At 70.5% G+C, this 26,307-nt stretch carries 24 protein-coding genes, 1 tRNA gene and 1 pseudogene; 7 read left to right on the top strand and 19 right to left on the bottom strand.

Going from position 1 to position 26,307, the window contains the following annotated elements:
- Positions 1–138: 138 nt before the first annotated feature.
- The 4 genes and pseudogenes from RYH80_RS05420 to RYH80_RS05405 all read right to left on the bottom strand — a co-directional run bounded on the left by RYH80_RS05420 (position 139) and on the right by RYH80_RS05405 (position 6,922).
- The gene (locus RYH80_RS05420; RefSeq protein WP_370904657.1) at positions 139–807 is read right to left on the bottom strand and encodes a class I SAM-dependent methyltransferase; all 669 of its coding nucleotides are present in this window, start codon (positions 805–807) and stop codon (positions 139–141) included.
- Between the two features lie 199 nt (positions 808–1,006).
- A complete protein-coding gene (locus tag RYH80_RS05415; protein WP_370902839.1) occupies positions 1,007–3,523 on the bottom strand; it encodes a type II secretion system F family protein in 2,517 nt (838 codons plus the stop codon).
- 490 nt (positions 3,524–4,013) lie between these two features.
- Positions 4,014–5,604, bottom strand: a pseudogene (locus RYH80_RS05410) (type II/IV secretion system ATPase subunit); the annotation flags it as partial.
- Positions 5,605–5,743: 139 nt separating this feature from the next.
- Positions 5,744–6,922, bottom strand: coding sequence for a metal-dependent hydrolase family protein (locus RYH80_RS05405; protein ID WP_370902838.1), 1,179 nt, complete (start codon positions 6,920–6,922; stop codon positions 5,744–5,746).
- Between the two features lie 126 nt (positions 6,923–7,048).
- Here RYH80_RS05405 and RYH80_RS05400 point away from each other — a divergent pair, with 126 nt between their 5' ends.
- The gene (locus RYH80_RS05400) at positions 7,049–7,477 is read left to right on the top strand and encodes a universal stress protein (protein WP_370902837.1); all 429 of its coding nucleotides are present in this window, start codon (positions 7,049–7,051) and stop codon (positions 7,475–7,477) included.
- Between the two features lie 335 nt (positions 7,478–7,812).
- Here the strand turns inward: RYH80_RS05400 and RYH80_RS05395 are convergent, their stop codons facing one another.
- Positions 7,813–8,448 (bottom strand): P-loop nucleotide/nucleoside kinase family protein, encoded by a 636-nt coding sequence (locus tag RYH80_RS05395; protein ID WP_370902836.1) that lies wholly within the window; start codon positions 8,446–8,448, stop codon positions 7,813–7,815.
- A gap of 221 nt (positions 8,449–8,669) precedes the next feature.
- Entirely contained in the window at positions 8,670–8,939 is a 270-nt protein-coding gene (locus tag RYH80_RS05390; protein ID WP_370902835.1) for an amphi-Trp domain-containing protein, read from the bottom strand.
- A gap of 86 nt (positions 8,940–9,025) precedes the next feature.
- Here RYH80_RS05390 and RYH80_RS05385 point away from each other — a divergent pair, with 86 nt between their 5' ends.
- Positions 9,026–9,988 carry a response regulator gene (locus tag RYH80_RS05385; protein ID WP_370902834.1) on the top strand — a complete coding sequence of 321 codons (963 nt, stop codon included), beginning with the start codon at positions 9,026–9,028 and terminating at the stop codon, positions 9,986–9,988.
- A 239-nt stretch (positions 9,989–10,227) separates the two neighbouring features.
- Here RYH80_RS05385 and RYH80_RS05380 read toward each other — a convergent pair.
- Together RYH80_RS05380 and trmY are read right to left on the bottom strand one after the other, a co-directional pair.
- A tRNA-Pro gene (locus tag RYH80_RS05380) sits at positions 10,228–10,300 on the bottom strand.
- A gap of 75 nt (positions 10,301–10,375) precedes the next feature.
- Positions 10,376–10,966 carry a tRNA (pseudouridine(54)-N(1))-methyltransferase TrmY gene (gene trmY / locus RYH80_RS05375; protein ID WP_370902833.1) on the bottom strand — a complete coding sequence of 197 codons (591 nt, stop codon included), beginning with the start codon at positions 10,964–10,966 and terminating at the stop codon, positions 10,376–10,378.
- 137 nt (positions 10,967–11,103) lie between these two features.
- Here trmY and RYH80_RS05370 point away from each other — a divergent pair, with 137 nt between their 5' ends.
- Positions 11,104–11,409: a 30S ribosomal protein S24e gene (locus RYH80_RS05370; RefSeq protein ID WP_370902832.1), complete on the top strand. Its 306-nt coding sequence runs from the start codon at positions 11,104–11,106 to the stop codon at positions 11,407–11,409.
- A gap of 12 nt (positions 11,410–11,421) precedes the next feature.
- Complete coding sequence (locus tag RYH80_RS05365; protein WP_370902831.1) at positions 11,422–13,251, top strand: bifunctional N(6)-L-threonylcarbamoyladenine synthase/serine/threonine protein kinase; 1,830 nt, start codon at positions 11,422–11,424, stop codon at positions 13,249–13,251.
- A gap of 63 nt (positions 13,252–13,314) precedes the next feature.
- On the opposite strand, the gene RYH80_RS05360 is transcribed toward RYH80_RS05365, so the two are convergent.
- Positions 13,315–14,112: a metallophosphoesterase gene (locus RYH80_RS05360; protein WP_370902830.1), complete on the bottom strand. Its 798-nt coding sequence runs from the start codon at positions 14,110–14,112 to the stop codon at positions 13,315–13,317.
- 158 nt (positions 14,113–14,270) lie between these two features.
- Here RYH80_RS05360 and RYH80_RS05355 point away from each other — a divergent pair, with 158 nt between their 5' ends.
- Positions 14,271–15,698 (top strand): dihydrolipoyl dehydrogenase family protein, encoded by a 1,428-nt coding sequence (locus RYH80_RS05355; RefSeq protein WP_370902829.1) that lies wholly within the window; start codon positions 14,271–14,273, stop codon positions 15,696–15,698.
- A 64-nt stretch (positions 15,699–15,762) separates the two neighbouring features.
- On the opposite strand, the gene RYH80_RS05350 is transcribed toward RYH80_RS05355, so the two are convergent.
- From RYH80_RS05350 to RYH80_RS05325, 6 genes are all read right to left on the bottom strand, one after another.
- A complete protein-coding gene (locus RYH80_RS05350) occupies positions 15,763–16,290 on the bottom strand; it encodes a phosphate-starvation-inducible PsiE family protein (protein ID WP_370902828.1) in 528 nt (175 codons plus the stop codon).
- Positions 16,291–16,419: 129 nt separating this feature from the next.
- Positions 16,420–17,904, bottom strand: a complete 1,485-nt coding sequence (locus RYH80_RS05345) for an aldehyde dehydrogenase family protein (protein ID WP_370902827.1) — start codon at positions 17,902–17,904, stop codon at positions 16,420–16,422.
- A 117-nt stretch (positions 17,905–18,021) separates the two neighbouring features.
- A complete protein-coding gene (locus tag RYH80_RS05340; RefSeq protein ID WP_370902826.1) occupies positions 18,022–18,558 on the bottom strand; it encodes a hypothetical protein in 537 nt (178 codons plus the stop codon).
- 94 nt (positions 18,559–18,652) lie between these two features.
- Complete coding sequence (locus RYH80_RS05335; RefSeq protein ID WP_370902825.1) at positions 18,653–18,967, bottom strand: KEOPS complex subunit Pcc1; 315 nt, start codon at positions 18,965–18,967, stop codon at positions 18,653–18,655.
- Between the two features lie 109 nt (positions 18,968–19,076).
- The gene (locus tag RYH80_RS05330; protein ID WP_370902824.1) at positions 19,077–19,211 is read right to left on the bottom strand and encodes a DNA-directed RNA polymerase subunit P; all 135 of its coding nucleotides are present in this window, start codon (positions 19,209–19,211) and stop codon (positions 19,077–19,079) included.
- A 43-nt stretch (positions 19,212–19,254) separates the two neighbouring features.
- A complete protein-coding gene (locus RYH80_RS05325; RefSeq protein WP_370902823.1) occupies positions 19,255–19,530 on the bottom strand; it encodes an eL43 family ribosomal protein in 276 nt (91 codons plus the stop codon).
- Between the two features lie 255 nt (positions 19,531–19,785).
- Here RYH80_RS05325 and RYH80_RS05320 point away from each other — a divergent pair, with 255 nt between their 5' ends.
- Positions 19,786–20,217, top strand: coding sequence for a histone (locus RYH80_RS05320; protein ID WP_370902822.1), 432 nt, complete (start codon positions 19,786–19,788; stop codon positions 20,215–20,217).
- A gap of 1 nt (position 20,218) precedes the next feature.
- Positions 20,219–21,235 carry a histone deacetylase family protein gene (locus RYH80_RS05315; RefSeq protein ID WP_370902821.1) on the top strand — a complete coding sequence of 339 codons (1,017 nt, stop codon included), beginning with the start codon at positions 20,219–20,221 and terminating at the stop codon, positions 21,233–21,235.
- Between the two features lie 46 nt (positions 21,236–21,281).
- Here RYH80_RS05315 and RYH80_RS05310 read toward each other — a convergent pair whose 3' ends face one another.
- The 4 genes from RYH80_RS05310 to RYH80_RS05295 form a co-directional block, all read right to left on the bottom strand.
- Positions 21,282–21,902, bottom strand: a complete 621-nt coding sequence (locus RYH80_RS05310; protein WP_370902820.1) for an NUDIX hydrolase — start codon at positions 21,900–21,902, stop codon at positions 21,282–21,284.
- Between the two features lie 155 nt (positions 21,903–22,057).
- Positions 22,058–23,560: a hypothetical protein gene (locus tag RYH80_RS05305; protein ID WP_370902819.1), complete on the bottom strand. Its 1,503-nt coding sequence runs from the start codon at positions 23,558–23,560 to the stop codon at positions 22,058–22,060.
- 134 nt (positions 23,561–23,694) lie between these two features.
- Positions 23,695–25,731, bottom strand: a complete 2,037-nt coding sequence (locus RYH80_RS05300) for a hypothetical protein (protein ID WP_370902818.1) — start codon at positions 25,729–25,731, stop codon at positions 23,695–23,697.
- A gap of 160 nt (positions 25,732–25,891) precedes the next feature.
- Entirely contained in the window at positions 25,892–26,137 is a 246-nt protein-coding gene (locus RYH80_RS05295; RefSeq protein ID WP_370902817.1) for a DUF7123 family protein, read from the bottom strand.
- Between the last annotated feature and the right edge of the window lie 170 nt (positions 26,138–26,307).

Genomic DNA, 26,307 nt, shown 5'->3' with positions numbered 1-26,307 from the left:
CGCAGTCGAGACGCACGTCTCACTCGCGTGTCTCTCGCGTGTCTCTCGCGCGTCACTCGGAACTGTCGACGTATCCGAACACGGTCGTCCGTCCTGCGACGCCACCTGCTCCACTCGACGGCACTCACTCGCCGGGAGTCACTCGTCGGCCGGCGCGACGACGGCGTAGCAGTTGCCGCTGGACACCCGCGTGGAGACGACCGCCAGGTCGCTCGCGCGCAGGTCCGCACGGAACTCGTCGGGATCGTAGACGTGGTAGAACCGCGGGACGGTCTCGCCGCCCGGCAGCGTCCAGTCGATCTCGGTGTCGAACCCGTCCGTCCGGTCGAAGCGGTCGTGGGCCGTGCTCCACGCGCTCACCAGCGCCCGGCCGCCCGGCGCGAGCACCCGTGCCACCTCCGAGAGCGACGCGACCCGCGCGGCTCGCGTCGGGAGGTGGTGGAGCGTGGCGACGTAGACGACGAGCGCGACGCGGTCGGACGCGAGCGGGAGTGCCCCGGCGTCGCCTACGACGGTCGTGAGACTGTCCGCGTACCCCCGTTCGGCGGCGCGCTCGCGTGCGGTCACCAGCAGCGCGCGACTCGCGTCGACGCCGACCACGCGGTCCGTCGCCCCGGCCAACAGTTCCGCGTGGCGGCCGTTGCCACAGCCGAGGTCCAGCCCGACGGCGGCCCCAGAGTGTCCGACCGCGGTGTCTCCGCGTCCGACCGCCGGTGCGGGGTCGTCGCCACCTGCCCCGTGTGTCTCCACGAAGTCGACGACCTCCGGCCAGGGGTGTGCCCGCGTCTCCGCGAAGTGCTCCGCGATCTCGTCGTACGTGGCAGCGACACCCGCGACGCTCGCCGACGCACCCGTCTCGCCGGACTCGGCTGCGGTGTCGTTCTCCCGTTCCGTCTCGTCGGTCTCGGTGCCGCCACCGACCTCCGTCGTCTCGCCGGTCTCGCCGCGCTCGCGTGTGTCCGTCTCGGCCGCCGTCTCTGCATCGTCCTCGGTGTCGGTCACGGTCTCAGGCACCCACCAGTGTGAACGCGACGTAGGTGACGAACAACATCAACGTGACGTGTTTGACGCCGTCGCGAACGTTGCCCTCGCCGAGTTGTCCGGCGACGACACCGGAGGCGATCCCCTGGATCGCGGAGGCGTGGAAGAACAACACCACGTACTGGTCGGTGTTGACGTTCTGAATCCCGCCGAGCGCGCCCGCGCCGCCACCGACACCGGGGACACTCCCGCCCAGCGAGCCACCCAACTCCGCGCCCTCGATCGCCGGGAGGAACGACGTGGTCAGTGCGGCGACGATCCCGAGGAAGACGAAGAAGGAGACGTAGATGACGACGAGGTACGTCAACATCACCTGCCGGCGCTCTCTCCGGAGTTGTTGTGTCGACCGCGCCTCGTCGGCGGCGATCTCCAGGACGGGTGCCACGTCCCCGCTGGCGGCGACGGCGTTCGTCGTCAGGGCGACCGCCCGCGTCACCAGCACGGAGTCGACGCGGTCCTTCAACCGGTGGAGCGCGGTGACGAGATCGGCACCCCACTGCATGTCGCGCCACGTCCGCTCGAGTTCGGGTGTGAGCGCACCCACGTCGTCGTCTGCCAACGTCTCCACGCTCTCGACGACGGACATCCCGGCGTCGTTGACGCTGGCCATCCGGTCGAGGAAGTCGGGGACCGCCTTCTCGACGCCGCGTGTCCGCCGCTTCTCGTACTCGTAGGCGACCGCGTACGCCGCGAGGACGAACACGGTCCCCTCCACGATCGGACTGTCGAGTGTCCGGATCGCCGGGAACACCTCTAGCGGGAGCGTCCCGGCGCGTACCACGATCCACACGAGCGCGACCGGGAGGGTGACGTACGCGGTCACGCCCGGGTTGTCGCGGACGAGTCGACTCGGCTCTCTGAGCTTCTCCAGGTACGTCGACAGTGTGTCGTACGCCGCCAGCCGCTCCCGGCTCGTCTGCCACGGGTCCGCCGCCGACGCGTGTCCGCCGCCGTCGCCGTATCTCTCGTCTCCGCCACCGAGCCCGCCGCCGTCGCCGTCACCGCTGACGTCGGTGTCGCCACCGAGCCCACCACCGCCGAGTCTTCCGTCGCCACCACCGCCGAGTCCTCCGTCGCCGCCACTGCCGAGTCCTCCGTCGCCGCCACTGCCGAGTCCTCCGTCGCCGCCACTGCCACCGAGTCCGTCGTCACCGTCCACCGTTCCTCCGTCCGTCGTCGCGGCGGCGCCGTCGGGCGTCGAACGACCGTCGCCACTCGTCCCAGCAGCTCCGTCACCACCACCCGTTCCGCCGGTTCCGCCACCGCCGCCACCTCCCCCGCCAATTTCTCCACCGGTGTCGCCACCCTCGTCGCCCGTGTCGACGGCGACGGCGCCGACGAGCGCGTCGCCGTCCGTCTCGGACTCGTCGAGGGTGCCGGCGACCAGCGCCTTCCGTGGGTCCGTGAACCCGCCGGCGTCCGTCGTCCCGTCGGCGTTCCCCTGCGAGATGGAGTCGACGTAGACGACGAACGCGAACGTCGCCAGTGGGATCGCCATGTACACCATCAGTCGGAGGAGTCCGATCGTGTTCGAACTCAACACGAGTCCGATCACGACGAGGATCGTGATGAGGAACAACGGGCCGGCGACGAGGACGGTGACGTACGCCTCCGCCATCGTCGAGAGGATCTCGAGGTACTGCTCCTGTTGTGACTCCGCCTCGTCCTGGAAGCGGTGGTACTGGTTCCGGAGGAACTCCGAGAGGTTCCGCCCGCTGCCCAACACCGACGAGAGGTTGCCGGCGAACTCCGCCATGTTGTCGGCCGGCGTACGGTTCGAGAGCCGATCCATCGCCGTCAGCGGGTCGGCACCCAGCGTCTCCATCTCGCGGACCGCCACGCCCAACTCCCGTGCAGCCTCCCCGTACACGTCCTCGTTCTCCGCCAGCGTCGTCATCACCTTCGGGAACGACATCCCGGACCGCGAGAGCGCGTAGACGAACGCCACCGTCCGCGGCAGCGTCGCCTCGATCCGTCCGGCGCGGGCGTACGCACGCTGGTCCATCACGATCCACCGACCGTAGTAGGCACCCAGTCCGAGCCCGGCACCGAACGTCCCCGAGGAGAGCAACAACAGCGGGAACAGCTCGAGGACCCCGAGCGACGACACGTCCGTCAGCGCCGCGAGGAAGGACAGTTGCGGCGGGAGCGCAGACGCCACCGTGTCGCTGCCGAGTTGGAGCGCCGCCAGGACGCCGGCGATGACGTACACGCCGAGGATACTCCCGGCCAACCCCGCGAGCGTCGAGAACAACAGGGTACGAGCCGCGAACGAGCGGTGGGTGTCGCCGACGTGTGCCGCCCGCATCCGCCGCTGTTGGTTCACCTTCTGTTCGCTCTCCTCGGCGACGTACTGCCCGAAGAACGTCACGGCCACGCGCGTGACCGCCAGGTCGATCCTGTCGTCGACCGCGACGAGCGCGATGGGGGCCAACAGTCCGAGCGCGAGCACCAGCGGGAGGAACCAGACGACCGAGACCACGGTCACTCCAGCCCGAGGTCCTCACTCGGCTCGTAGCGGGTGTGGTCGTCGTCCGTTCCCCCGTCCGTCTCCGGGTCGTCCCCGTCGATCGTGTCGCCATCCGACCCGGTTCCGTCGGCACCCGCGCCGCCGTCCGACTCGGTTCCGCCCACGCTCGGGTCGTCGTCCGATCTCCTGCCGTCCGTGTCCCCACTCGGCTCCGTGTCGAAGTCGGCGGGGCCGTCACCGAGTCCGTCGCCGTCGTCGCCCGTCGCTCCGTCGTCACCGTCGGCCGTCGTCTCCTCGTCGCCCCCTCCGCCAGTTCCCAGGTCGTCGTCCTCGCCACCCTCGTCCCCGGCGTTGCCGTCGGCGAACCCGCCGTCGCCGTCACCACCGTCGTCTTCGCCGCCCCCACCGGTGCTCTCGCCCCCGAGTCCACCGCCGTCGTCGCCCACGTCCTCGTCCGCGAGTGCGTCCAGCAGCCGGTCCTCCTCGACGCGTCTCATCGTCTCCTCGGGATCTGCGTAGTACTCGTTGACCAGCGCCGTGAACTTCCGGTAGTCGGTGACCCCCTCGTCTTGGAGGTAGGTGAGGAACTCCTCGCGGTCGTCCATCTCCGAGAGCAGCTCCGAGCGACTCCAGCCGCGCTCCTCTTGGATCTCGTCGAGCAGCGAGGAGTCGTTGCGCTGGAACTCGTCGGAGTCCGGGAGCCACTTGAACGAGGAGGCGTAGTTGAGCTCCTCCGTCCGCTGGTCGATCCCGCCGATCTCGCCGATGGTCTTCGCTCGCCGGACGCGCTCGCCCTCGAACCGGGTGAGCGTCTGGATCGACAGCATGTCGAGACTCTGGACCATCGCCCGCGGGACGTTGATGGGCTCGTTCTCCAGCCGGTTGATGACGGTTTCGATGGAGTCGGCGTGCATCGTCGAGAACGTCGTGTGACCCGTGTTCATCGCCTGGAACAGCGTGACGGCCTCGTTGCCACGCACCTCCCCGACGATGATGTACTCCGGCCGGTGACGCAGCGCCGACCGCAGGAGGTCGTACATGTCGATGTCCGACCCCTCGCCGCTCTGCTCGCGCGTGACCGACGAGAGCCAGTTGTCGTGGTACAGCGACAGCTCGCGGGTGTCCTCGATGGTGAGCACCTTCGAGCGCGGCGGGATGAACATCGACACCGCGTTCATCGAGGTTGTCTTCCCCGAGGCGGTCCCCCCGGCGAAGATGAGACTCTTGTTGTGCTCGATACACAGCCAGAAGTACGCCATCTGCTCGACGGAGAACGTCCCGTAGTTCATCAGGTCGATCGGCGTGAACGGCTCGTCGGCGTACTTCCGGATCGTGAACGCGGACCCGCGTGGCGTCACCTCCTTCCCGAGCGTCAACTCCACGCGGGCGCCGTTCGGCAGCGTCGTCCCGACGATGGGCTCCCCGACGGAGACGTGGTTCCCCGACCGCTGTGCGAGCCGCGTGACGTAGTTGTCCAACTCCTCTTGAGCGAACACGACGTTGGTCTCGATGTCCGTGTAGCGGTCGTGGTAGACGAAGATCGGCAGGTCGTAGCCGTCACAGGAGATGTCCTCGATGTGGCCGTCGTAGAACAACGGGTCCACCTTCCCGTACCGGCGGAAGTCGCGCGCGAGGTAGTACAACAGCGAGTGGAAGCTGTTCATGTCCAACTCCGCGCCGTACTGTTCGAGCAGCCGCGCGAGTTCCGCCTCCAACGTCTCCTCGCCGGCGCGGCCGACACCCTCTCGGAACAACAGTGGGTCGCGGATGTCCTCGACGACGCGGGCGAGCAGTTCCCGCTCGAAGGCGTCGAGGTCCGGCTCGACGACGTGGTAGTAGTGTTCGGCGGCCTCCGGGTCGTGGGTGATCACGACGTACGCGTACGGCGCGTTCACCCAGTAGCGTTCGACCTCCGTCTGGCCCTCCGGTAGGTCGAAGGTGGCGAGGACGCCGTCCGACGGGCGGAGTGGCCGCGCGTTCACGTCGGAGCCACGCAGCATCTCGACGGTGCGGACGATCCGCTCGCGCAGCGACAACTCCTCGGCGTCGGCTCCCGGCCCGTGGTCCAACACCTCCGCGATGTCCCCCGCCATACTGGTCTGTCGACTACTCTGGTACGCGAAGCCTTAAATCCGAGCCGTCGACGAGGCCGTTGCGGGCCGTCGACGGGGCCGTCGCAGCCCGTCGGCAGGCGGTGGCTGCGGGTCACTCCGGCGGGCGACTCGTTCCCCGTCAGACGATCCGATCGCCGTCGGCGACGACCACGGCGGCGTCCTCGTACGTCGTCGGATCCTCGCGTGGGTTCTCCGGGACGACGACGAGGTCGGCGGCGTACCCCGCCTCCACGAGACCCACGTCCTCGAGCCCGAGTAGGTCGGCGGCGTTCACCGTCGCCGCCTCCAGTACCGCCTCCGGCTCCATCCCGTACTCCAGCATGTACCCCAACTCCGCGGGGATCTGGTCGGCGTAGTTGAACGGGGTGCCGGCGTCGGTCCCCATCGCGATCGGCACCCCCGCCGCGACGGCGTGCTCGAACGAGGAGGCGAACTCCTCGGCGGCGTCTTCGGCCTTCGCCATCGCCTCCGCGGGGATGCCGGCGTCGGGATTGTCGACGATCCCCCGCAGTGCGCTGGCGGTGGGCACCCAGTAGGTGCCGTTCTCGGCCATGATCTCGGCGGCCTCGCGGTCCATGTAGGTGCCGTGTTCGACGCTGGTGATCCCGGCCTCGCTGGCGTTGACGATCCCGGCCTTCCCGTGGGCGTGTGCCGCGGTCGGGACACCCTTCGCGGCGGCGGTGTCGACGAGCACCTCGAGTTCCTCGCGGGTGAGTTCGACGGCACCCGTGTCGGCACCGGCGGTGAGGACGCCGCCGGTCGCCATGCACTTCACAACGTCCGCGCCGAGCTTCAGCTGTTCGCGGACGGCGGTGCGGATCTCGGCGGCGCCGTCGGCCTCGCGCCCGAACCAGTGGCCGTGGCCGCCGGTCATCGTGATGGCTCGCCCACAGGCGCGGACGCGCGGGCCAACGATCCGATCCTCCGCGACGGCGTCGCGGACGTGGACGGCCAACCCGTTCGCGGAGCCGAGGTCCCGGACGGTGGTGACGCCGCGCTCGACCACGCTGCGTGCGTTCCCGGCGGCCGTCAGCGCGAGTGACTCCGTGGCTTCGCCGTGGACCGACTCGGTGTCGGCGCGGCCGTCCATCTGGATGTGGACGTGGCTGTCGATCAGCCCCGGCGCGACGTAGTCGTCGCTCGCGTCGATCTCGGTGAGGTCGTCCGCGGCGGCGACGGCGTCGCTCACGTCGCCGACCGCCGTGATCTCCCCGTTCGTCGTGTCGACCGCCACGTCGGCCGCGACGGTGCCGTCGGCGTCGGCGACGGTGCCGTCACGGAGTACGAGTGTACTCATGTGCCACCACTTCCCACCAGGGTCGGGTAAAGCTACGGGCACCGGTGGTGTGGGAACGGGAGCCGGGGCGCCCCCTGCGAGCGGCGAACACGAGGAGTTAACTCCGTGGTGTCACGACGGACGCGTATGGCCGACTACGAGCGAATCCTCCTGCCGGTCGCCGGGGACGGCGACGTGGAGACGGTGGTCGATCACGCACACACACTCGCGGCGGCGTTGGACGCGGAACTGGTGGCGCTCCACGTCGTGGACCCGGATGCAGACGAGACGGAGACGGCGCCCGCCGGCGAGGCGGGGACGGTCGAGAACCCGCGGTCGCCGGAGGCGGTGTTCGAGGCGGTCGCCGACCGGATCGGCGACGTGTCGTTGGAGCGTGCGACCGTCGAGGGAGAGCCGGGTGACGTGATCGTCGAGCAGGTCGAGGCGCGAGACTGTGACTTCGTCGTCATGGGGACCCACCGGCGGCAGGGGTTGGACCGCCTCGTGACGGGGAGCGTTGCGGACCACGTCGGGAAGGCCGCGGCGGTGCCGGTGACGACGGTCGTCGTCGACTGACCCCGTGAGCGAGTTCGAGTGTGTCGACGTGACGAGACAGTATCGGGTGCGAGAGCGGAGCGGTGGCGGCGTGGGGCGGTGTGGTGCGGTGCTGTAGCGGTGGGGGAGTGGGGCGGGTGGTGCTGTGACGGTGCGATAGCGGAGCGGGCGGTGCGGTGCTGTGGCGGTGCGGTGGCGGAGCGGTGCGGCGGCGATGCGGTCGCGGAGCGGTGCGGTCGCGGCACCGCAATCCACCGCGAGCGCGCCGAACGGCGCGCTCGCGGCCCTTTTTGATCGAGCTTTTTTCCTCGGGTGGCGCGCGCCGCGCGCCACCCGAGGAGTGAAAAAGGTCGGTTCTAGAGCCGCTCCTCGACCTGTCGCCGCGTCGCCGCCGCAGTCCCGGAGTTGTCGATCCGGGCGTGGGCCAACTCCAGCGGTTCGAACTGCTCGCGGATCGAGCGGTGGACCGCGAAGTCGGCGTCGCTGGCGTCGTCCTCGCGGTCGGCGAGGCGGCGGCGGACCACCGGTTCCTCGCAGGCGACGCGGACGAGGCGAGCCGGGGTGTCTGTCGTCTCGGCGACGCCGGCCGCACGACGGCGGGTGTCGCGGGTCCGGAACGTACCGTCGAGGACGACCGACTCCTCGCGAGCCAGCCGCGACCGGGCGCGCTCCAAGAGTTCCGTGTAGACGCGCGTGGTCTCCTCGTCGCTGTAGGTGGGCGCCGGGAAGAGATCCTTCCGGACCACGTCCGTCCGGAGGAGCGTGGCGTCGAGTCGCTCCGCGGCCGTCTCGGCGACCGTCGTCTTCCCGACGCCCGGCGGGCCGCAGACGACGACCAGCGAGGCCGTCGTCGCCGCGGCCGACGTGACACTCGTGAGTGAGTCGTCGACCAGCGTCGCGGTCGGGGCGTCGCCCGACAGTGCCGATCCGCCGTCGAGGACCGGTGTCACACTCGCGTCGCCCGTGTCGCTCGCGTCCGGTCCGTCGGTCACGCTCGCCACCCCCGGGTCGAACTGGCCCCACGCCCCCACCGTGCACTCTCAGTCATAGACACTCGTCCGTCTCGACCCGGTGGCATTTCAACCGTGTGGTCCGCCCCAGTGTCCCGCTGTCGGAGACGCAACCGGTAGCTCCGTGGCGCGGTACCACGGCGCTCCGGTCGTCTGTCCGCAGCGAGCCGTTTCCGCGTCTCGACGCCGGTGTGTGCCGGCCGTCACTCGACGGACAGCGAGCCACCCGTGTCGCTCGCGCCGTCGGTGGTGTCCCACTCCAACTCGAACTCGATACTCCGTTCGGAGCCCTCGTTCTCGACTTTCACCTCGAAGGTCGGCTGCTCGGGGACGTCGATCTCGACCGACTCTCCGCCGGCCGACAGCGTGACGCGACCGTCCGCCTCGAGTCTGTCCGCGACGGTCCGGAGCGTCTCCGCCACCGTCGCACGGTCCTCTCGCCGCTCGGATTCGAACACGACTTCCTCGACCATAGGCGTGTGTACGTGCTCCACACATATAAATGCACCTGTGAAATCGGCCAAAAATTCTTCCGGCGGGCGTGGTAACGACGTGGACGATGTCGGACGCCGAGGCTCGCGACCCGATCCGTGTGTTACACGTCGACGACGACGCCGGGTTCCGTCGGCTCGTCGCGGACAGCCTCCAGCGGTTCGTGGACGGCGTCGTCGTGGAGTCGGTCGACTGTCCGGCGGCGGTGTTGGACCGCCTCGACCGACAGGCTGCGGCCGAACGGGCGCGGACCGACGCGACGGCCGTCGACACGTCCGTGGGTGCGACGCCCGACGACGACGAGACGAGTGTCGCCGGCGAGACGGAGACGCGAGGGCCGACGGAGGCGTACGGGACGACGGAGACGGGGGGTGAGACGGAGACGGACGGGACGAGGGAGACGGAGGGCGAGACGGACGGCGGTCACGGCGAGATCGACTGTCTGCTCAGCGACTACGAGATGCCGTCGACGGACGGGTTGCAGTTCCTCGCGGCCGTGCGTCGCCGCCGCCCGTGGCTCCCCTTCCTGTTGTACACGAGTCGTGGCGACCCCGAGCTCGTCTCGGACGCGCTGGCCGCGGGTGTGAACGACCACGTCCAGAAGTCGACGGGGGAGGCTCACTACGTGAAGCTCGGCAACCGGATTCGACGGGAGGTGGAGCGGCACCGAGCGCGCGAGGCCGCGGCGGAGCGACTGGCGGCGCTGGAAGCCGCACGCGAGGGGATCTGTGTCCTCGACGCCGACGGGCGGGTGAAGTACGCCAACGACGCGTACCTCGAGTTGTACGGCTACGAGCGGTCGGAGTTGCTCGGCCGGCGGTGGGAGACGCTGCGCCCCGAGTCGGAGGTCGAACTGATCGCCCGCGACGTGCTCCCGTTCGTCGAGGAACACGGCGAGTGGGGCGGCGAGACGGTCGGCCGCCGCGCCGACGGCGAGACGTTCCAGGAGTCGACCGAGATCTCGGCACTCCCCGACGGCGAACTCGTCGTCACCGCGCGGCCGTTCGAACGACGTGGTGACGAGGAGTGAGTTCGCTGCGCTCACGGGAGCGTGGTCACGGCCACCCGTCGGATACCTACCACTACAGAACTGGACTGCGGGAGAAGTGGGCCGGCACGAATTTGAATGCAGACGAGACGGTCACGGACCGCTCGCTGCGCTCGCGGTCCGCGCTGCGACTCGTCGCCTCCCGTTCGCTGCGCTCACGGGAGCGTGGGTACGGCCACCCGTCGGACACCAGCCACTACAGAACCGAACTGCGGGAGAAGTGGGCCGGCACGAATTTGAATCGTGGTTACGGCCACCCGAAGGCCGAAGGATACCAAGCTACCCCACCGGCCCGCACTCGGAGGTACCGGAGGCTGATTCTTAACCCCTTCGAAACCACCGGCCCGCACGCCGACACCGCCGCCCGACTCAGTACGAGCGGTAGCCGTCCGTGTCGAGCCAGTTGTGGGCGACGGCGACGCTGTGGTCCGCGTGGATCGCTCGCGGCCCCAACCGGAGCCGGTGGGCCGCGCGGTCGCGGATCGCCGTCGACTCCGCGGCGGTGAAGTCGCGGTGGTCCGAGAGCACGAACACCGGGTCCGTCGGCGGGGACACGTCCACCGCGGGCTCGCCGTCCTCGTGGAGCTGGACGACCGTCCCGTCCAGACCGTCCAGCGTCTCCGCGAGTCCCATCCGGTACACCTCGACGCCGGGACTCACGTCCGCGGGCTGGTGGCCGATGGCCGACTCGCGCTGCTCCAGCGCGTCCCGGACCCGCGCGGCCGTCGACCGCTCGTCGGGGTTCAGGTTCCGGGCGTCCGCGCCGTCGAACCGGACCGTCACCGCGTCGTCGACGACGAGGTGGACGCGTGCGTCCGAGCGAATCCCGTGGGAGGTGAACAACCCGGCGCCGACACACCGACACAGGAGGTCGAGACGACCGCCGCTGCCCGGGAGGTCGTCCAGCGAGAGGTCGCCGTCGGCCGGCACCTCGTGAGCACAGAGTACGAACTGTCGCACACCGGAGCGTCGTGGCCGCGTGGCTTGTATCCGTGGGTTCGGGAGCCTGCGGCCGTCTGGCCGCCGTCCCCCGACGAGGCGTCGTCCGCTTCGAAATCCTTTTCCGGGTATCGGGCGGTAGTTCTGGTAACTGAACCATGGATATCGACATCGTCGACGAGGACGAGAATCCGATGTTGCACCGCACGGACGTGGAGTTCGAGGTCGTCCACGAGGACGCCACCCCGGAGCGACTCCAGGTGCGTGACTCGCTGGCCGCCACGCTGGACAAGGCCGCCGAGGAGGTCGTCGTCCACGAACTCGACACGAAGTTCGGGATGCGCAAGACCGTCGGCTACGCGAAGGTGTACGACTCCGCGGACCACGCGACGGAGATCGAGCAGGACCACATGCTCGAACGCAACAGCATCGGCGCCGACGACGCGGACGCCGAAGAGGCGTAACGCCCCGGTCGGATGCGCGTTCTCGGGATCGAGGGGACCGCCTGGATGGCCAGTGCCGCAGTGTACGACACAGCCAGCGACGAGTCCGTCGAGTTCCACGACCGCTACGAACCCGACAGCGGCGGGATCCACCCACGGGAGGCAGCCGAACACATGGGCTCGGCGGTCCCCGATGTCGTCGAGCGGGCACTGACACACGCCCGCGAGACGGCACCGGCGGAGGAGCACGCAGACGCCGACTCGTCGGCAGCCGACGACGATCCGCCGGTCGACGCCGTCGCGTTCTCTCGCGGTCCCGGACTGGGGCCGTGTCTCCGGATCGTCGGGACCGCGGCCCGGGCACTCGCCGGCCGACTCGACGTACCGCTAGTGGGCGTCAACCACATGGTCGCACACCTGGAGATCGGGCGCCACCGCTCGGGGTTCGACTCGCCGGTGTGTCTGAACGCCTCCGGCGCGAACGCGCACCTGTTGGGGTACCGTGCCGGTCGCTACCGGGTCCTCGGCGAGACGACCGACACCGGAGTCGGCAACAGTCTGGACAAGTTCACCCGCCACGTCGGGTGGAGCCACCCCGGCGGGCCGAAAGTCGAGCGCCACGCCGCAGACGGCAGCTACCACGACCTCCCGTACGTCGTGAAGGGGATGGACTTCTCCTTCTCGGGGATCGTCTCCGCGGCGAAGGACGCCGTCGACGACGGTGTCCCGGTCGAGAACGTCTGTCACGGGCTCCAAGAGCACGTCTTCGGGATGTTGACCGAGGTGAGCGAGCGGGCGCTGTCGTTGACCGGTGCGGACGAACTCGTGTTGGGCGGTGGCGTCGGTCAGAACGCGCGCCTCCGGGAGATGCTCGCGGAGATGTGCGAGCAGCGCGGCGCCGACTTCTACGCCCCAGAGCCGCGGTTCCTCCGCGACAACGCGAACATGATCGCCGTCTTGGGTGCGAAGATGGCCGCGGCGGGCCAGACGGTGCCCGTGGCGGAGTCGGCGGTCGACCCGGACTTCCGACCGGACCAGGTCCCGGTCGGGTGGCGCGACGACGCGGAGACGGTCACCAGAGTCGGCGGGCTCGCGGCGGCGACGGAGAGTGGAGCGAACGACGGCACCACGAACTCGGGTGAGACCCGCAGCGAGTCCGACGCCTTCGCCGGTGCGGAGGCGGCCGTCCGGCTCGACGGTGACACCGTGGTCAAGCGGCGCGTGCCGAAGACGTACCGGCACGAGACGCTCGACGAGCGGCTCCGGGCGGAGCGGACGGTGAGCGAGGCGCGATTGCTCGCGGCCGCACGCCGGCAGGGCGTCCCGACGCCGCTGGTGCGGGACGTGGACACGGCGACGGCGACGCTGGAGCTCTCCCGGGTCGGGGAGTACGACCTCGCGCGGGCGCTGGCGGACGAGGACGCCGACGGCGAGGCGGCGACGGAGCCACGGGCCGTCGCGTCACACGACGCCGCCGAGATCGAGTCGCTGGTCGCGGCGGTGGGCGGCCACCTCGCGCGGCTCCACGCGGCCGGGATCGTCCACGGGGACCCGACGACGCGCAACGTCCGGGTGGCTCCCGAAGGAGTCGTCGATCCGGCCCCCGACGAGACGCCACGAACGTTCCTGATCGACTTCGGGCTCGGCCACTACACGGACCACGTCGAGGACCTCGCCGTCGACCTCCACGTGTTCGAGCGGTCGCTGCGTGGGACGGTCACCGACGCCGAGCGACTCGTCGACGTCGTCGAACGCCGCTACGAGCGCGTCGCCGAGACGACGGAGACGACCCGCGAGGTCGCCGGCGACCACTCGGTGCTGGAGCGACTGCGCGAGGTCGAGGGCCGCGGGCGGTACCAGTGAGCGACTGGGAGCCGACCGGTCGGAGACGACGACCGCCGGGCGGTGCTCGACGCCAGCACCCCGTCACAACATCCGTCGGAACTCGCCCAGCGGCGGGAACGAGAGGCGGTCGTCCGTCTCGGGGTCCCAGACGACCGGGCGCAGCGGGTTCGCGGCGGTGACGAACGGGGACTGGAAGTCGTCGCCGGACATCCCCCCGACGGTCACGCCGGCCGGGAGGCGGTTGAACGCCGGGAGCACGAGCGCGGGCGTCCCGCGGACGGCGTCGGGCACGTAGAGGTAACACGGACGCCGCCGCCCGCCCTGGATCTCCACGGTCGGGTGGTCGTGACCGATCACGTACAGCCCAGCGCGATCCGCCTCGTCCGCGGGCGGCGCCTCGTGGCCGTGGCGGACGACCACCGGTCCGGAGGCGCTCGCCGGGAGGTACGACGACTCGTCGGTCGAACGAGGGGCTCCGCCGTCGGCGTCGTCTTCATCCTCGCCCGCCTCGTCCAGTTCGATCTCGTAGGCGTCGTGGATCGTGCCGTCCCAGACGCTCGCCAACTGGGTGTCGTGGTTCCCGCGGACGAGCACCGGTCGCGCGCCGGCGTCGTGACAGACGGCGACGAGATCCGACAGCGAGCGGTCGACACGGTCCGAGACGCGGGCGAACTGGTGGAGCACGTCGCCGGCGACGACGACCCTGCTCGGCGCGAACGCCTCGACGAGTGCCGACAGCCGCTCGGCTAGGTCCGAGGCCTCGCCCAACGGGAACTCCACGTCCGACCCCTCCCCGCGACCGACGTGGAGATCTGCGAGGACGAGCGCGTCGCCCCGTTCGAGGTACACTGCCCGGTCTCTGAAGACCACGTCGCGCACGCTCCCCCGTCGGCACGGCACGGGCTTGTGGCTGTCGGGCGCTCGGTGCCGGGACTGCGGCGGTACGAGGGTGGCACACACCTGTCGACTTCCGGACTCGCCCGTCGTCGCGCACGACCGCAGGCAGCTACTTACCGCGGGCGGCGGAATCGGGTGGTATGCACGTCGCAGTGATCGGCGCGTACGGCAGCGCCGGGGTCGCGGTCGCAGAGGGGCTGGTCGACTACGTCGGGGACGGCGAGCCGCTGGACAGGCTCACGATGGTCGACGACGGCGAGCCCGGCGGTGGACTGTGTATCCTCCGCGGCTGTATGCCCTCGAAGGAGGTGCTCTCGGCGGCCGAGGCGCGGTACAAGACGCGCCACGACGACCGTCTCGCGGGCGAACCACCGCAGATCGACCTCGACCGCGTCGTCGAGCGGAAGGACGAACACACGTCGTCGTTCGCCGCCCACCGCCGCGCGGCGACGGAACGGCTCGCCGACCACGACGGCGTCGTGTTCCGCCACGACACCGCGCGGTTCGTCGGGCCACACGAGTTGGAGCTGATCGACGCGGGCGAGCGGCTGTCGCCCGACTACGTCGTCGTCGCGACCGGCTCGACGGTGAACGTCCCGGACGTACCGGGGATCGAGGAGGTGGGGTACGCGACGAGCGCGGACGTGCTCGACGCGACGACGTTGCCGGACTCCGGGGTGGTGATGGGGTTCGGCTACGTCGGGATCGAGATGGCACCGTACCTCGCGGAGGCGGGCGTCGACCTCACCGTGATCGAACACGACGCGCGACCGTTGGACGACGCCCCGGCGGCGTTCGGCGACGAACTCTTAGACCTCTACCGCGAGTCGTTCGGGATCGAGGTGCTCACGGAGACGCACGAGCGCCGCCTCGAACCGACCGCAGACGGCGGGGTCCGTCTCCACACCGACCGCGACGACGACCACGCGACCGTCGAAGCCGACCAGTTGTTCCTGTTCACCGGGCGACGACCGAACCTCGACGGGCTCGGTCTCGACGCGACGCCGCTGGAGCCGGGTCCCGGGTGGGTCGACGCGACGATGCGGGCGACGGACGACGAGACCGGGCGGACCTACGTCGTCGGCGACGCGAACGGGCGCGAGCCGATCCTCCACGTCGCCAAGGAACAGGGGTACCTCGCGGCTGACAACGTCCTCGCGGATCTGGCGGGCGAGTCACTCGCCGCGTACGACCCGACGACCCACCACGTGATGTTCTCGGGCGCGGGCGTCTACCCGTACGCACGGGTCGGTCACAGTGCCGACTCGGCGGCTGCTGCGGGGTACGAGACCGTCACGGTCCGCAGAGAGGCGGCCGACGACGGCGTGTTCCTGACGAAGGCGGCGCCGTACGGGCTCGCGGAGTTGACCGTCGACGCGACGGACGGGACGGTGTTGGGCTACCAGGGCCTCCACTACCACGCCGACGCGATGGCGAAGACGATGCAGGTACTCGTCGAGGACGGCACGGACGTACGGACCGTCCCGGACAGGGCGTACCACCCGACGACGCCGGAGATTCTCGACGGGTTGGTCCGCGCCGCGAGCGACGAGGTGGGTGACGCGTAGCGGGTAGCGACGGGAGTGTCGCGGCGTCGTCCGCTACTCCTCGGTCGTGTCGCGGCGTCGTTCGTTACTCCTCGGTCGTGTCGCCTTCCAGCAGGGCCTCGCGCTGGTCGATCAGCATCACGACACCCAACCCGACGAGGAGGAGCGCGTAGGTGCCGGCGACGGTGAGCGCGTCGAACTTGGTCTCGTACACCTCCGTGCGGAAGACGATCACCTTCCGGATGATGGCGATCAGCCCGGTGAAGATGACGAGTCGCAGGATACGCCGCGGCGACTGTCCACGGACGTACGCGACGACGGTCTGGTACACCTCGGCGATGATGAACAGCAACAGTCCCCGGTCGACGAACGTGACGACGACGATGGGGTCGCTGATCTCGCCGGTACGAATCGACTCGATGATCAGCACGACGAGGTCGAACAACCCGATCCCGAACAGGAGCGCGAACACGACCGCCCCGGCGGTCTCGACGACGTGCATCAGGAAGTCGCTCGCGTTCACCACCGGGTCCAGGTCCGGCCACCGATCCGCCTCGGACTCGGGGTGCTCCGCATCCGGGAGTGGCCCCGCCGACTCCGCGTCGTCTGCCATACCGACTCCTGTCGCCGCTCGCACTTCGGTGTGGCGGCTCCCGTCGTCCGCCGGGAGGATCGCGCAGACCGCCCCACCCGACCCCGAGGGCGGCGAGGTTCGACCCGGGACCCACCCTGGATCCTCCGCCTACCGCAGCGACACGTCGATGCTCTTCGTCCGCGTGAACTCCTTCACCGTCTCGAAGGCGGTCTCGCGGCCGATCCCGGACTGTTCGTAGCCGCCGAACGGCATCCCGGCCGGGAAGTCCTGGTACTGGTTCACCCAGACGGTCCCCACTTCGAGGTCACCCGCGGTGGTGTACGCCTGCGCGGCGTCCTCCGTCACGACGCCGGCCGCCAGTCCGTAGTCCACGTCGTTCGCCAACGTCATCATCTCGTCGTAGTCGTCCCAGGTGAACGCCGTCAGCACCGGGCCGAAGATCTCCTCTTGGACCGGCGCGGCGTCGTGGTCCAACCCGGTGATCACGGTCGGCTCGACGAACGCCTCCGAGAGCGCGTCGTCCGGTCGCCCGCCGCCGACGAGCACCTCGCCACCCGCCTCGCGGGCCTGCTCGACGTACTCCAGCGTGCGTTCGGCTTGCGCGACGGACACCTTCGGCCCCATCCGCGTGTCGCGGGCGAGCGGGTCGCCGATCTCGAGGGTCTCGGCGGTCTCGACCAGCCGGTCGAACAGCTCGTCGGCGATCGACTCGTGAGCGAACAGCCGCGAGCCGGCCGTACACGTCTCGCCGGTGTTGTAGAAGATCGCCAGCGTCGCCGCGTGGACCGCCGTGTCGAGGTCGGCGTCCTCGTGGACGACGAGCGGTCCCTTCCCGCCCAGTTCCAGGGTCACGTCCGCGACGCGGTCGGCGGCGGCCTTCATCACCTGCTTGCCGACGACCGTCGAGCCGGTGAACGACACCTTCCGCACGTCCTCGTGTTCCGTCAGCGGTGCGCCCGTCTCCTCGCCGAAGCCGGTGACGACGTTGAGCGTGCCGTCGGGCAGCACGTCGTCGATCACGTTGGCGAGCTTCAGCGCCGTCAGCGGCGTCTGTTCGGCCGGCTTGAGGACGACACTGTTGCCGGCCGCCAGCGCCGGCGCGACCTTCCAGGAGGTGATGAGCAGCGGGAAGTTCCACGGGACGATGGCGCCGACGACGCCGTACGGCTCGTGGACCGTCGAGACGTGGCGCGGACCGTCCTCCGGGAGCGCGGTCCCCTCGTTCAGTCGCGTCGCGGCCGCGAAGTACCGGAAGTGGTCGATCACGGCGTCGATGTCACCGTACGCCTCTCGTGTCGGCTTCCCGTTGTCGAGCGCCTCCAGTTTGAGGAACTCCGTCTTGTGGTCCTCGATCCGGTCGGCGATCTCGTGGAGGAGCTGCTGGCGGTCCGTCGCGCCGGTCGCACCCCACTCACCCTCGAAGGCGGCCTCGGCGGCCGCGACGGCGTCGTCGACGTCCGCCGCCGTGCCGGCCGGCACCGTCGCCAGCGACTCGCCGGTGGTCGGGTCCGTCGTCTCGAACGTGCCACCCTCGACGGCGTCGCGGAACTCGCCGTCCACGTAGATCCCGATCTCCTCGGGGAGGACCTCCGCCGCCGTCTCCGCGTGTGTGTCTGTGATCTCGTCGGACATCGTCCGCCGGTTCGACGGCAGGGTGCAAAAGTCCGACGAGTGTATTCCGAAACGGTGTAGCCTCGCGCCGTGACGGCGTACCCAACCGTTCGGTCTTCGTCGGTCGCTCCCGCGTCGTCACCAGGTGACCGCGAACGCGGCCCGCTCGTCGGCCCGTGTGTCGGCGTCCTCCAGGGAGACGACGGGCGACTCGGAGAGCGTCTTCACCGCGCCCTCGAACAACCCCTCGACGTTCTCGACCGGGTACGGGACACCCGCCGGGACACTGACCCTGACGCGGTCCTCGGCGACCATCTCGAAGTCGTAACTCCCGGCGAACTCCCCACTCGGACTGCGGTGGGCCTGCCGGTCGATCTCGGCGAGGAAGGCCAGCCCCTCTCGGACGGTCTCGGCGTTACCCTCCCACGGAACCCGCTTGGCCTGCTCCTCGCCGGCCTGTCTGAGCGTCTCCTCGCCGACCTCCGCCCGGACTTCGCGCACCGCACTCGCGTACGTGGCGGCGTCGTGCCACGTCTCCGGCCCGACCTCCTCGACGACGAGCCCGTTCTGGCGGAAGATCTTGCGCGTCTTCCGCTCGAACACGGACGAGACGTGACCGGTGCTCTCGACGAACGCGAGGACGTACCGTCCCAGGAACTCCGTGCCGTCTTCCATGCTCTCGTGTACGGCTCCGTACTACTTATATCTACGTGAAAAATCGACCATCATTTTCTCCTCTATCGGTGTTCAGATTAGACCGGGAGCGGGATCACTCCTCGCTGGTCTCGTCGTCGACCCCCTCGTCGCCGGCGACGGTTCCCCCGCCGGCGGTGAGAGGGTCGCCGCCGACACCTTCGGCGACGGCGACGAGTCGCGTCCACGTGTTGATGCCGGCCCGCAGCGCCGTCGGATCGGCCGCCTCGACCGTGACGACGACGGTGTCCCCGTCGCGGGTGACACGAGCGGCCGACCGGTCGTCGTCGATGCGGCCGACCTCGACGGCGAGGGCGTCGGCGACGAGCCGTGCGCGCCGCTCCTCGTGGTACGGGAACGACAGCGTCGTCGTGTGTCGGTGGTCGGACACGAGTGTCGAGTCCGACGTGACCGTCGAGTCGCGACGGGTCGGTCGCGTCGCGAGTCGCGTCGCCGTGTGGACGGGTCCGCCGGCGTGCCGCAGCGGCGAGTCGACCGCGTCAGACGACGTCGACTTCCTTCACGTCGGGGGCGCGCTCCTTCAGCAGGACGCGGTGCCCGCAGTAGGGACACCGGACGCCGCCGTACTCGTCGAGCTGTACGTCGCGCTTACACCGGGAACACTTGTAGCTCATCGGGACGTAGTATGGGTGGGCGGTAGTTGAGTACCCGTGCCGATCACTCGTCGTCGTCCTCGGACTCCAGCGCCGCGCGGATCGAGCGCGTGACGCCGCGTCCACCCGGCGTCTGCGGGCTGTAGGCTCCGCCGGTGAACTTCTCGCCCGTCTCCTCGTTGACCCAGATGCCGGTACCGACTCGCTTCACGGAGTCGCCGTCGACCGTCGCCGACTCCATCCCCGCCTCGATCTCGGAGACGCGCTTGCGGGCGACTCGCCCGTACCGCGCGCCGAACCGACCGGAACTCCCGGTGGATCGCGCCTTGTCTTCGGCCATAGTACCACTCGGTTCGCCACTCGACGGTAAAAACACTGCGAGTCGTCGCGAGGTGGTGTTCCGGCCTCCCACACCGCACCGAAGCGTCTCGACCGATGCCGCGAAACTACCGCGTATGTCGCGTGTCGAGTCCGGAGGCGCAGGCGAGGAGGGTGTCTGCGAGATTCGGCTCGTGGAGAACGACGACGCCAACCGGTCGTGACCCGGCGACGGCGCGAGGAAAACGTTATACCGACGAGTACCACGTGTACGGGTATGAGCGTCGAGTTGCCGTTCGCGCCGGTCGACGAAGTGATCCGGCGCAACGCCGGGGACCTCCGGGTGAGCGCCGACGCGGCCGAGGAACTGGCCCGCCGGATCCAGTCGCGCGGTGCCGAACTGGCCGTCGACGCGGCGGCCGTCGCCGACGAGGACGGCCGCAAGACCCTGATGGCGTCTGACTTCGGCGTCGAGCAGGTCGTCGACCGTGCGGACCTGTCGCTGCCGGTGGCCCCGGTCGATCGGATCGCGCGGCTCGACATCGACGACGGCTACCGGGTCTCGATGGACGCGCGGATCGCGCTGGCGGACGTGCTCGAGGACTACGCCGACAACGTGGCCCGCGCGGCGGCGATCCTCGCACGCCACGCCGACCGCCGGACCGTACAGGCCGAGGACATCGAGACGTACTTCGAGTTGTTCGAGTGAGATGCGGTTCGGCTACAGCGAGGACTGTCTCGGGCACGACACGGGTCGGCGACACCCGGAGACGGCCGACCGACTCCGTGCGGTCCGCGAGGGACTGAAACGGAGTCACGGGGTCGCCTACGTCGACGCCGACCCCGCCACGCGGGAGGCGATCACGGCCGTCCACGACGCGGACTACGTCGACGAAGTCGCCGCCTTCTGCGAGTCGGGTGGCGGCAACTGGGACCCCGACACCGTCGCCAGCGACGGCACGTGGGCGGCCGCACGCAAGTCGGCGGGGTTGGCGGAGTGGGCCGCCCGTGAGGCACTCGACGGCGAGATCGGCCGCGAGACGCCGTTCGCGCTGGGGCGGCCGCCGGGCCACCACGCCGTCGGCGACGACGCGATGGGGTTCTGTTTCGTCAACAACGCCGCCGTCGCCGCACGTGCCGTCCTCGACGACGCGGCGGTCGCCGTCGAGCGTGTCGCGATCGTCGACTGGGACGTCCACCACGGCAACGGCACGCAGGACATCTTCTACGACGACCCGGACGTGTTCTACGCGTCCGTCCACGAGGACGGGATCTACCCCGGGAGCGGTGGGCTCTCGGAGACCGGCGAGGGTGCGGGCGCGGGGACGACACTGAACGTCCCGCTGGCGGCCGGCGCGGGCGACGACGACTACCTCCACGTGCTCGAAGAGGCGATCGTCCCGGCACTGGTCGCGTACGACCCCGATCTGCTGTTGGTGAGTGCGGGGTTCGACGCACACCGCCACGACCCGATCTCGCGGATGCGTCTCTCGACGGAGGGGTACGCACTGGCGACGGACCGCCTCCGGAGTGCCGCCGAGACGGCCGACGCCGGGCTCGGGTTCGTGTTGGAGGGCGGCTACGACCTCGACACGCTGTCGGAGGGTGTCGAGATCGTCCACGAGACGTTCGACGGCCGGCCGCCGGTGGAGCCGGACGAGACGGAACCGGACGCCGCGACCCGGGAGTCGGTGGCGGAGATCCGCGAGCGGTTCGATCTGGCGTAGTCGGCGGGGACTGGGCTCCCCCACCAGAGCCGTCTCCCGCCCAGTCTCACGCAGTCGGAACCGCGTGGTCGCTCGCGAGCAGCTGGAGGACGGCGATCACGGTTCGGCCGTCGCGCACGTCGCCGTCGCGGACCGCCGCTCGCAGGTCGTCGAAGTCGGCCGTCGTCACGCGGATACTCTCGTCGTCGTCGAGCCGCTGGGTACCGCTCGGCTCGCAGCCGCGCGCCAGGAAGTGGTGGTGGACGGAGTCGGCGACCCCGTTCGACGGTTCGACGCTCGTCAGGTGGGCGAGGTTCCCCGCCTCGTACCCCGTCTCCTCCCCGAGTTCCCGGCGGGCCGCTCGCTCGGGCGACTCGAACGCCGCGTCGAGGTCGAACCACGGCGCCTCGTCGCCCCCGTCGGCGCGTTCGAGCGTCCCCGCAGGCACGCCGCGGTTCACGCGCCCGACGGCCTGTCGCCACTCCTCGATCAGGACGACCTCGCCGCTCGACGTGAACGGGAGGATCACCGCCGCGGGCGGCTCGTCGACGTAGTGGTAGTCCGTCTCGGTGCCGTCCGGGAGCGTCACGTCGTCGCGGCGCACGCCGAACCCGGGGTTGGCGTACTCGATCTCCGTCTCGCGGGTCGTCCACGCCACCGCGTCCTCGGAGGTGGAGTCGTCTGTCACGACCAGTCGTCCGTGTGCCGACGACAAAAACCCGTGTCGTCCGTCTCGTCTCTGGTCCGTCGACCGCCGTCTGGCGAGGGACGCGGTCGCTCCGTCGTCCGCGCCGGTCGAGGAAACTCGTCACTCCCCGGACCGCCGCCGGTCGAGGAGGCCCGTCACTCCCCGGACCGCCGCCGGTCGAGGAGGCCGCCACCGATCAACAGCAGTCCGAGCGTCACGCCGGCGACCTCGGCCCCCTGGAGCCACAGCGGGAGCCACGGGAGTCCGGCACGGAGGAGACTCGCCGCGGGACTGAACACCGGCAGCGACGTGTCGGGTTCGCCGACGACGACCGGTCCGTCCGTCCCCGTCGCGGCAGGTGGCTCGGCGGTGCCGTCGCCGTCGGCCGTCGCCGTCTCGTCACCACCGGTCGGGGGCTGGTCGGTCGCGTACAGCGGCGCACCGACGGGCTCGCCGTACGGCAGCCGGTCGGCCTCGTAGACGATCCCGTTGCCCGTCGAGTACGACGAGACGACCTCCCCCGACTGGGTCACCTCGACGACACGGCGGCCGCGGGAGTCGGCGACGAGCGTGTTGCCGTTCGGGAGGCGGTCGGCGTCGCGCGGCCACTCGAACGACCGGCCGTTCGCGCCGGTCAACACCCACACCGGCACCCAGCGGTCCCCACGGCGGTGGAGTTCGACCGCACGGTCGTTGTCCGAGTCGGCGACCAACACCGCGCCGTCGCCGAGCCACTGCGGGTTGTGTTGCTCCTGGAACACGGAGGGATCGCCACACCGCACGTCGCCGTCCCCGTCGGCGTCGTACAGTCGCGGCCCCTCGGTACAGGAGGCGTCGTCACCGCCGCGGTCGCGGTTGATCACTTCGACCACCTCGGCGTCGTCGCCGCGCCGCTGGAGCACCAACAGTTGGTTCGCGTTCCGCACCGACAGCAGGAACCGCCCGTCACCGATCCGATCCACGTCGTTCACGTGCAGCCAGTCGCGTCTGGTCGGGTCCGGCGGCGCCTCGTAGAACGAGCTGGCGTTCCACTGCCAGACGACCTCCCCGTCTTCGACGATCAACAGCCGTTCCCGGTCCATGTCCGTCACCGCGAACCGGCCGCCCGGCAGCGGTTCCACGTCGTGGATCTCGCTGTTCGTGTCCGTCCGCACCGGGATCGAGAACCGTTCGAGCACCTCGGGACTCCCCGCCGCGCCGTCCGTGTCGACGACGACGAACCCGGTCCGGGCACACGGCGCCGGGTACGGGCCACAGTCGTCGACGCCGTGTGACATCCACGCCGCGACGGCACGTCCGTCGGGGAGCGGCGACACGTCGAAGTAGGTGTCTTCCTCGGTCAGTGCCCACTGGCGAGCGCCGTCGACGACGAGTTCCGCGTAGCCGCGCTCCGTGTAGCTCCCGCTCCCCTGAACGCCGATCAGCGTCCCGCGTCGCGTCGGGGCGGCGCCGTCGGTGGGTGTCGCCGTCCCGCTCCTCGTCCCGCTCCGCGTCTCGTCGACCGTCCCGACCGGTGTCGACGTCGGCGACGGCGTCCCGGCTGCCGGGTCGGTGCCGTCGACCGCGCTCCCGGTGCCCGGAGCCAGTGCCGCGCCGAGCAGTAGCGTCGCGACCACCACCACCACGCCACCACCCGCCACGAGGGAGCCGCGTCTCATCGTCACGAGTCAACCCGGTACCAGATATAAGCTTTCGGAAGCGAGCGCACTCTCGGCGACGGAGACGGCAGCGACGAGAGCGCCGGACGAGCACACGCCCTGGGGCGCCGACGACGGCGACGACGGACGCCCACTCAGTCCTCGTCGGCCGTGTCGCCGTGGGACGGTCGGTCCTCCGCGTTGCCGCCGTCTCCCTGCCCAGCGGTGTCCGTCGACTCCGACGCGAACGGGGTCACGTCCGGACCGTCGAACACGTCCTCCGCCCCCTCGTCGGCGAAGCCGGCCTCTGCCGCCCGCGTGTCGTCGCCGGTCGACTCGGGTTCCGCCTCTCCGGCGCCGTCGTCACCGAACGCGTCGCCGTCGTCCGTCTCGAACGTCGCCTCCTCGGCGAACTCCCCCTCCTCGACGAATTCCCCCTCTTCGACGAATTCCCCCTCTTCGACGAATTCCCCCTCTTCGACGAACTCTCCCTCGGCGTCGAACGCGGCGTCGTCGCCGAACGCGACCGCCTCGTCGAACTCGGAGGGATCCGTGGTGTCGGCGTCTGCGGACTCGCCAGCGGGCTCGGGGTCGACGGCGTCGGTTGGCGTGTCGGGGTCGACGGCGTCGTCGGTTGGCGTGTCGGGGTCGACGGCGTCGTCGGTTGGCGTGTCGGAGTCGACGGCGTCGTCGGTTGGCGTGTCGGAGTCGACGGGGGTCGTCGCGGCCTCGGCAGGCTCGGCAGCGTCGTGCTCTGCGTCACCGGACCCACTCGTCGGCGCACCGCGGGCGTACTCCCCGTTGTCGTCTCCATGCGTCCGTCCGGCGGACGTGTCCGGTCCCGTTCCGCCGGGAGCGTCGGCGACGCCCCGACCGTTCGAGACGGCCGCGGCGCCACGCGGGACCTCTCCGGAGTCGTCTCCCGGCGGGCCGAGCGTCGCCCCCGGGGACAGCTCCGACCGGAGCGTGTCGAGTGCGGTGCCGGCGTGGCCGCGGACCGCGTCCGTCTCCGTGTCGTCTTCGAGGCGCGCGAGCAGTGGCTCCATCGCGTGTCGGGCCGCCTCCGGGTCGGCCTCGGCCAACCGCGACAACGCGAAGGCGGCGTTGGCACGGACGACCGCCGCGTCGGCGGTCACCGACTCCGCCAGTGTCTCGACCGTCTCGGCGACGCGGTCGGGTGCCGTCTCTGCGAGTCGTCCCAGCGCCAGCGTCGCGTTGGCACGCACGTCCGGGCGGTCGTGTGTCGCCGCCGTCGCGAGGTCCGGCACGGCCGGCGCGACGGCCGCCGGCCGCCGGTCGGCGAGATCCGACAGCGCCGCGGCGGCGTGGACTGCGACTGCCCCGTGGTCGGAGAGTCGGTCCCGGAGGTCCGTGACGAGCGTCTCGTCGTCCGGGACGCTCTCGGGTGCCGTCGCCGCGGCCCGCGCGAGCAGGAACGCCGCGTCGCGTCGCACCACGGCCGTGTCGGCGACCAGTGCGGTCCGGATCGCGTCGAGGTCGGGGACCGGCGGCACGCCGGTGTCCGCCTCGACGAGTCGTGCGAGTGCCCGACTCGCTCGTCGCCGGACGGTGGCGTCGTCGTCCGTCACCGCCGAGGCGAGTCGCGTCGCGAGCGTCTCGGGGTCGATCGTCTCCGCGGTTGCGTCGTCTCCGACACCGTCGTCGGCACTCGTGGTGTCACCTCCCGTCGACCCCTCCGCCGTCACCGCCTCCGGGCCGGCGGCCAGTTCCTCCGCGACGACACTCGGATCGGCGTCGGCGACGGCGGCGACGGCGAGCGTCGCGAGGCGGCGCAGTGCGTCGTCGGCGGCCGCGAGTGCGTCGACGAGTGCCGGGAGCGCACGCTGTGCCGTGACGGGGTCCGTCTCGCCGACCCGGGCGAGTGCGTACGCCGCGTGGTGACGAACGGCGAGGTGATCGTCGTCGGCGACCCGGTCGGCGAGGTGGCCGGCGAGTGCGCCGACCGCCGCCGCGTCCGCGTCGGCCGCGTCCGCCACCGCGGCGGCCGTCGCCGTCCGGACCGCGCCGTCCACGTCGGTCAGCCCGGCCGCGAGGTCAGGGGCGACACTCGCGACGGCCGAGGGGTCGTGGTCGGCACGCGCCTGGAGCGCCTCGGCGGCCGCAGTTCGGTCGCTCGCGGCGGACGCCGACAGCCCCGTCGCCAGCGCGTCGGCCGGCCGGTCGTCTGTCATCACCCCGACGTGTGTGTGCCAGAGAGAAGAATCCACGGGGTCGTCCGACACACGTCGTCCGCGTGGGTGTCGGACGTGCCGCTGCGGTCCGTGTCGCGGCCGCACCTCTCGTGTGTCTCTTCCCCGTCGCTACCGGCTCTGCGGGGCCGCTCACGGTCGATCAGGTCGTCACCATCCACGTCGTGCCGGAGGAGTACCCCCACTTCTCGACGTCTACGTCGAAGTCGCCGTCGCGGATCGCCGTCATGTTCGCCCCGACCTCCTTCGCGGTGAGGTCGAGTTCCTCGGCGATCAGCCGCGACTTGAAGTACGTCTGCTCCGCGGCGTGCTCTCTGAGGTGCGCCAGGATCCGCCGCTGCTTCTGTGTCAACTCACCCGTCCCCGTCTGCGCCGCGGTGGTGCTCATACCAGTCACCACGACACACACCCTAAAGGCCGATTTGGTACGACCGGTTAACACGTCGCGTTCCGGTGTGTCGTCCCGTCTACCCCCCGATCCGTAGTTCGACCACCCCTCGCCGTGGCTCGTTCGCGACCGATCTCGGTACGATCCTCGAACGACGACGGGGGTCCACC

The organism is Halobaculum sp. MBLA0147 (genome assembly GCF_041361345.1).
GTDB lineage: Archaea > Halobacteriota > Halobacteria > Halobacteriales > Haloferacaceae > JAHENP01.
Note: the sequence above shows the minus strand (reverse complement) of the source record. Positions and strands in the feature narration are given on the sequence as shown.

What these genes read in the sequence shown, in the direction of transcription:
- RYH80_RS05405 (WP_370902838.1), bottom strand. Translation starts at nt 6,922, where the DNA reads ATGAGTACACTCGTACTCCGTGACGGCACCGTCGCCGACGCCGACGGC.
- RYH80_RS05400 (WP_370902837.1), top strand. Translation starts at nt 7,049, where the DNA reads ATGGCCGACTACGAGCGAATCCTCCTGCCGGTCGCCGGGGACGGCGAC.
- RYH80_RS05390 (WP_370902835.1), bottom strand. Translation starts at nt 8,939, where the DNA reads ATGGTCGAGGAAGTCGTGTTCGAATCCGAGCGGCGAGAGGACCGTGCG.
- RYH80_RS05385 (WP_370902834.1), top strand. Translation starts at nt 9,026, where the DNA reads ATGTCGGACGCCGAGGCTCGCGACCCGATCCGTGTGTTACACGTCGAC.
- RYH80_RS05370 (WP_370902832.1), top strand. Translation starts at nt 11,104, where the DNA reads ATGGATATCGACATCGTCGACGAGGACGAGAATCCGATGTTGCACCGC.
- RYH80_RS05365 (WP_370902831.1), top strand. Translation starts at nt 11,422, where the DNA reads ATGCGCGTTCTCGGGATCGAGGGGACCGCCTGGATGGCCAGTGCCGCA.
- RYH80_RS05355 (WP_370902829.1), top strand. Translation starts at nt 14,271, where the DNA reads ATGCACGTCGCAGTGATCGGCGCGTACGGCAGCGCCGGGGTCGCGGTC.
- RYH80_RS05350 (WP_370902828.1), bottom strand. Translation starts at nt 16,290, where the DNA reads ATGGCAGACGACGCGGAGTCGGCGGGGCCACTCCCGGATGCGGAGCAC.
- RYH80_RS05345 (WP_370902827.1), bottom strand. Translation starts at nt 17,904, where the DNA reads ATGTCCGACGAGATCACAGACACACACGCGGAGACGGCGGCGGAGGTC.
- RYH80_RS05340 (WP_370902826.1), bottom strand. Translation starts at nt 18,558, where the DNA reads ATGGAAGACGGCACGGAGTTCCTGGGACGGTACGTCCTCGCGTTCGTC.
- RYH80_RS05330 (WP_370902824.1), bottom strand. Translation starts at nt 19,211, where the DNA reads ATGAGCTACAAGTGTTCCCGGTGTAAGCGCGACGTACAGCTCGACGAG.
- RYH80_RS05325 (WP_370902823.1), bottom strand. Translation starts at nt 19,530, where the DNA reads ATGGCCGAAGACAAGGCGCGATCCACCGGGAGTTCCGGTCGGTTCGGC.
- RYH80_RS05320 (WP_370902822.1), top strand. Translation starts at nt 19,786, where the DNA reads ATGAGCGTCGAGTTGCCGTTCGCGCCGGTCGACGAAGTGATCCGGCGC.
- RYH80_RS05315 (WP_370902821.1), top strand. Translation starts at nt 20,219, where the DNA reads ATGCGGTTCGGCTACAGCGAGGACTGTCTCGGGCACGACACGGGTCGG.
- RYH80_RS05305 (WP_370902819.1), bottom strand. Translation starts at nt 23,560, where the DNA reads ATGAGACGCGGCTCCCTCGTGGCGGGTGGTGGCGTGGTGGTGGTGGTC.
- RYH80_RS05300 (WP_370902818.1), bottom strand. Translation starts at nt 25,731, where the DNA reads ATGACAGACGACCGGCCGGCCGACGCGCTGGCGACGGGGCTGTCGGCG.
- RYH80_RS05295 (WP_370902817.1), bottom strand. Translation starts at nt 26,137, where the DNA reads ATGAGCACCACCGCGGCGCAGACGGGGACGGGTGAGTTGACACAGAAG.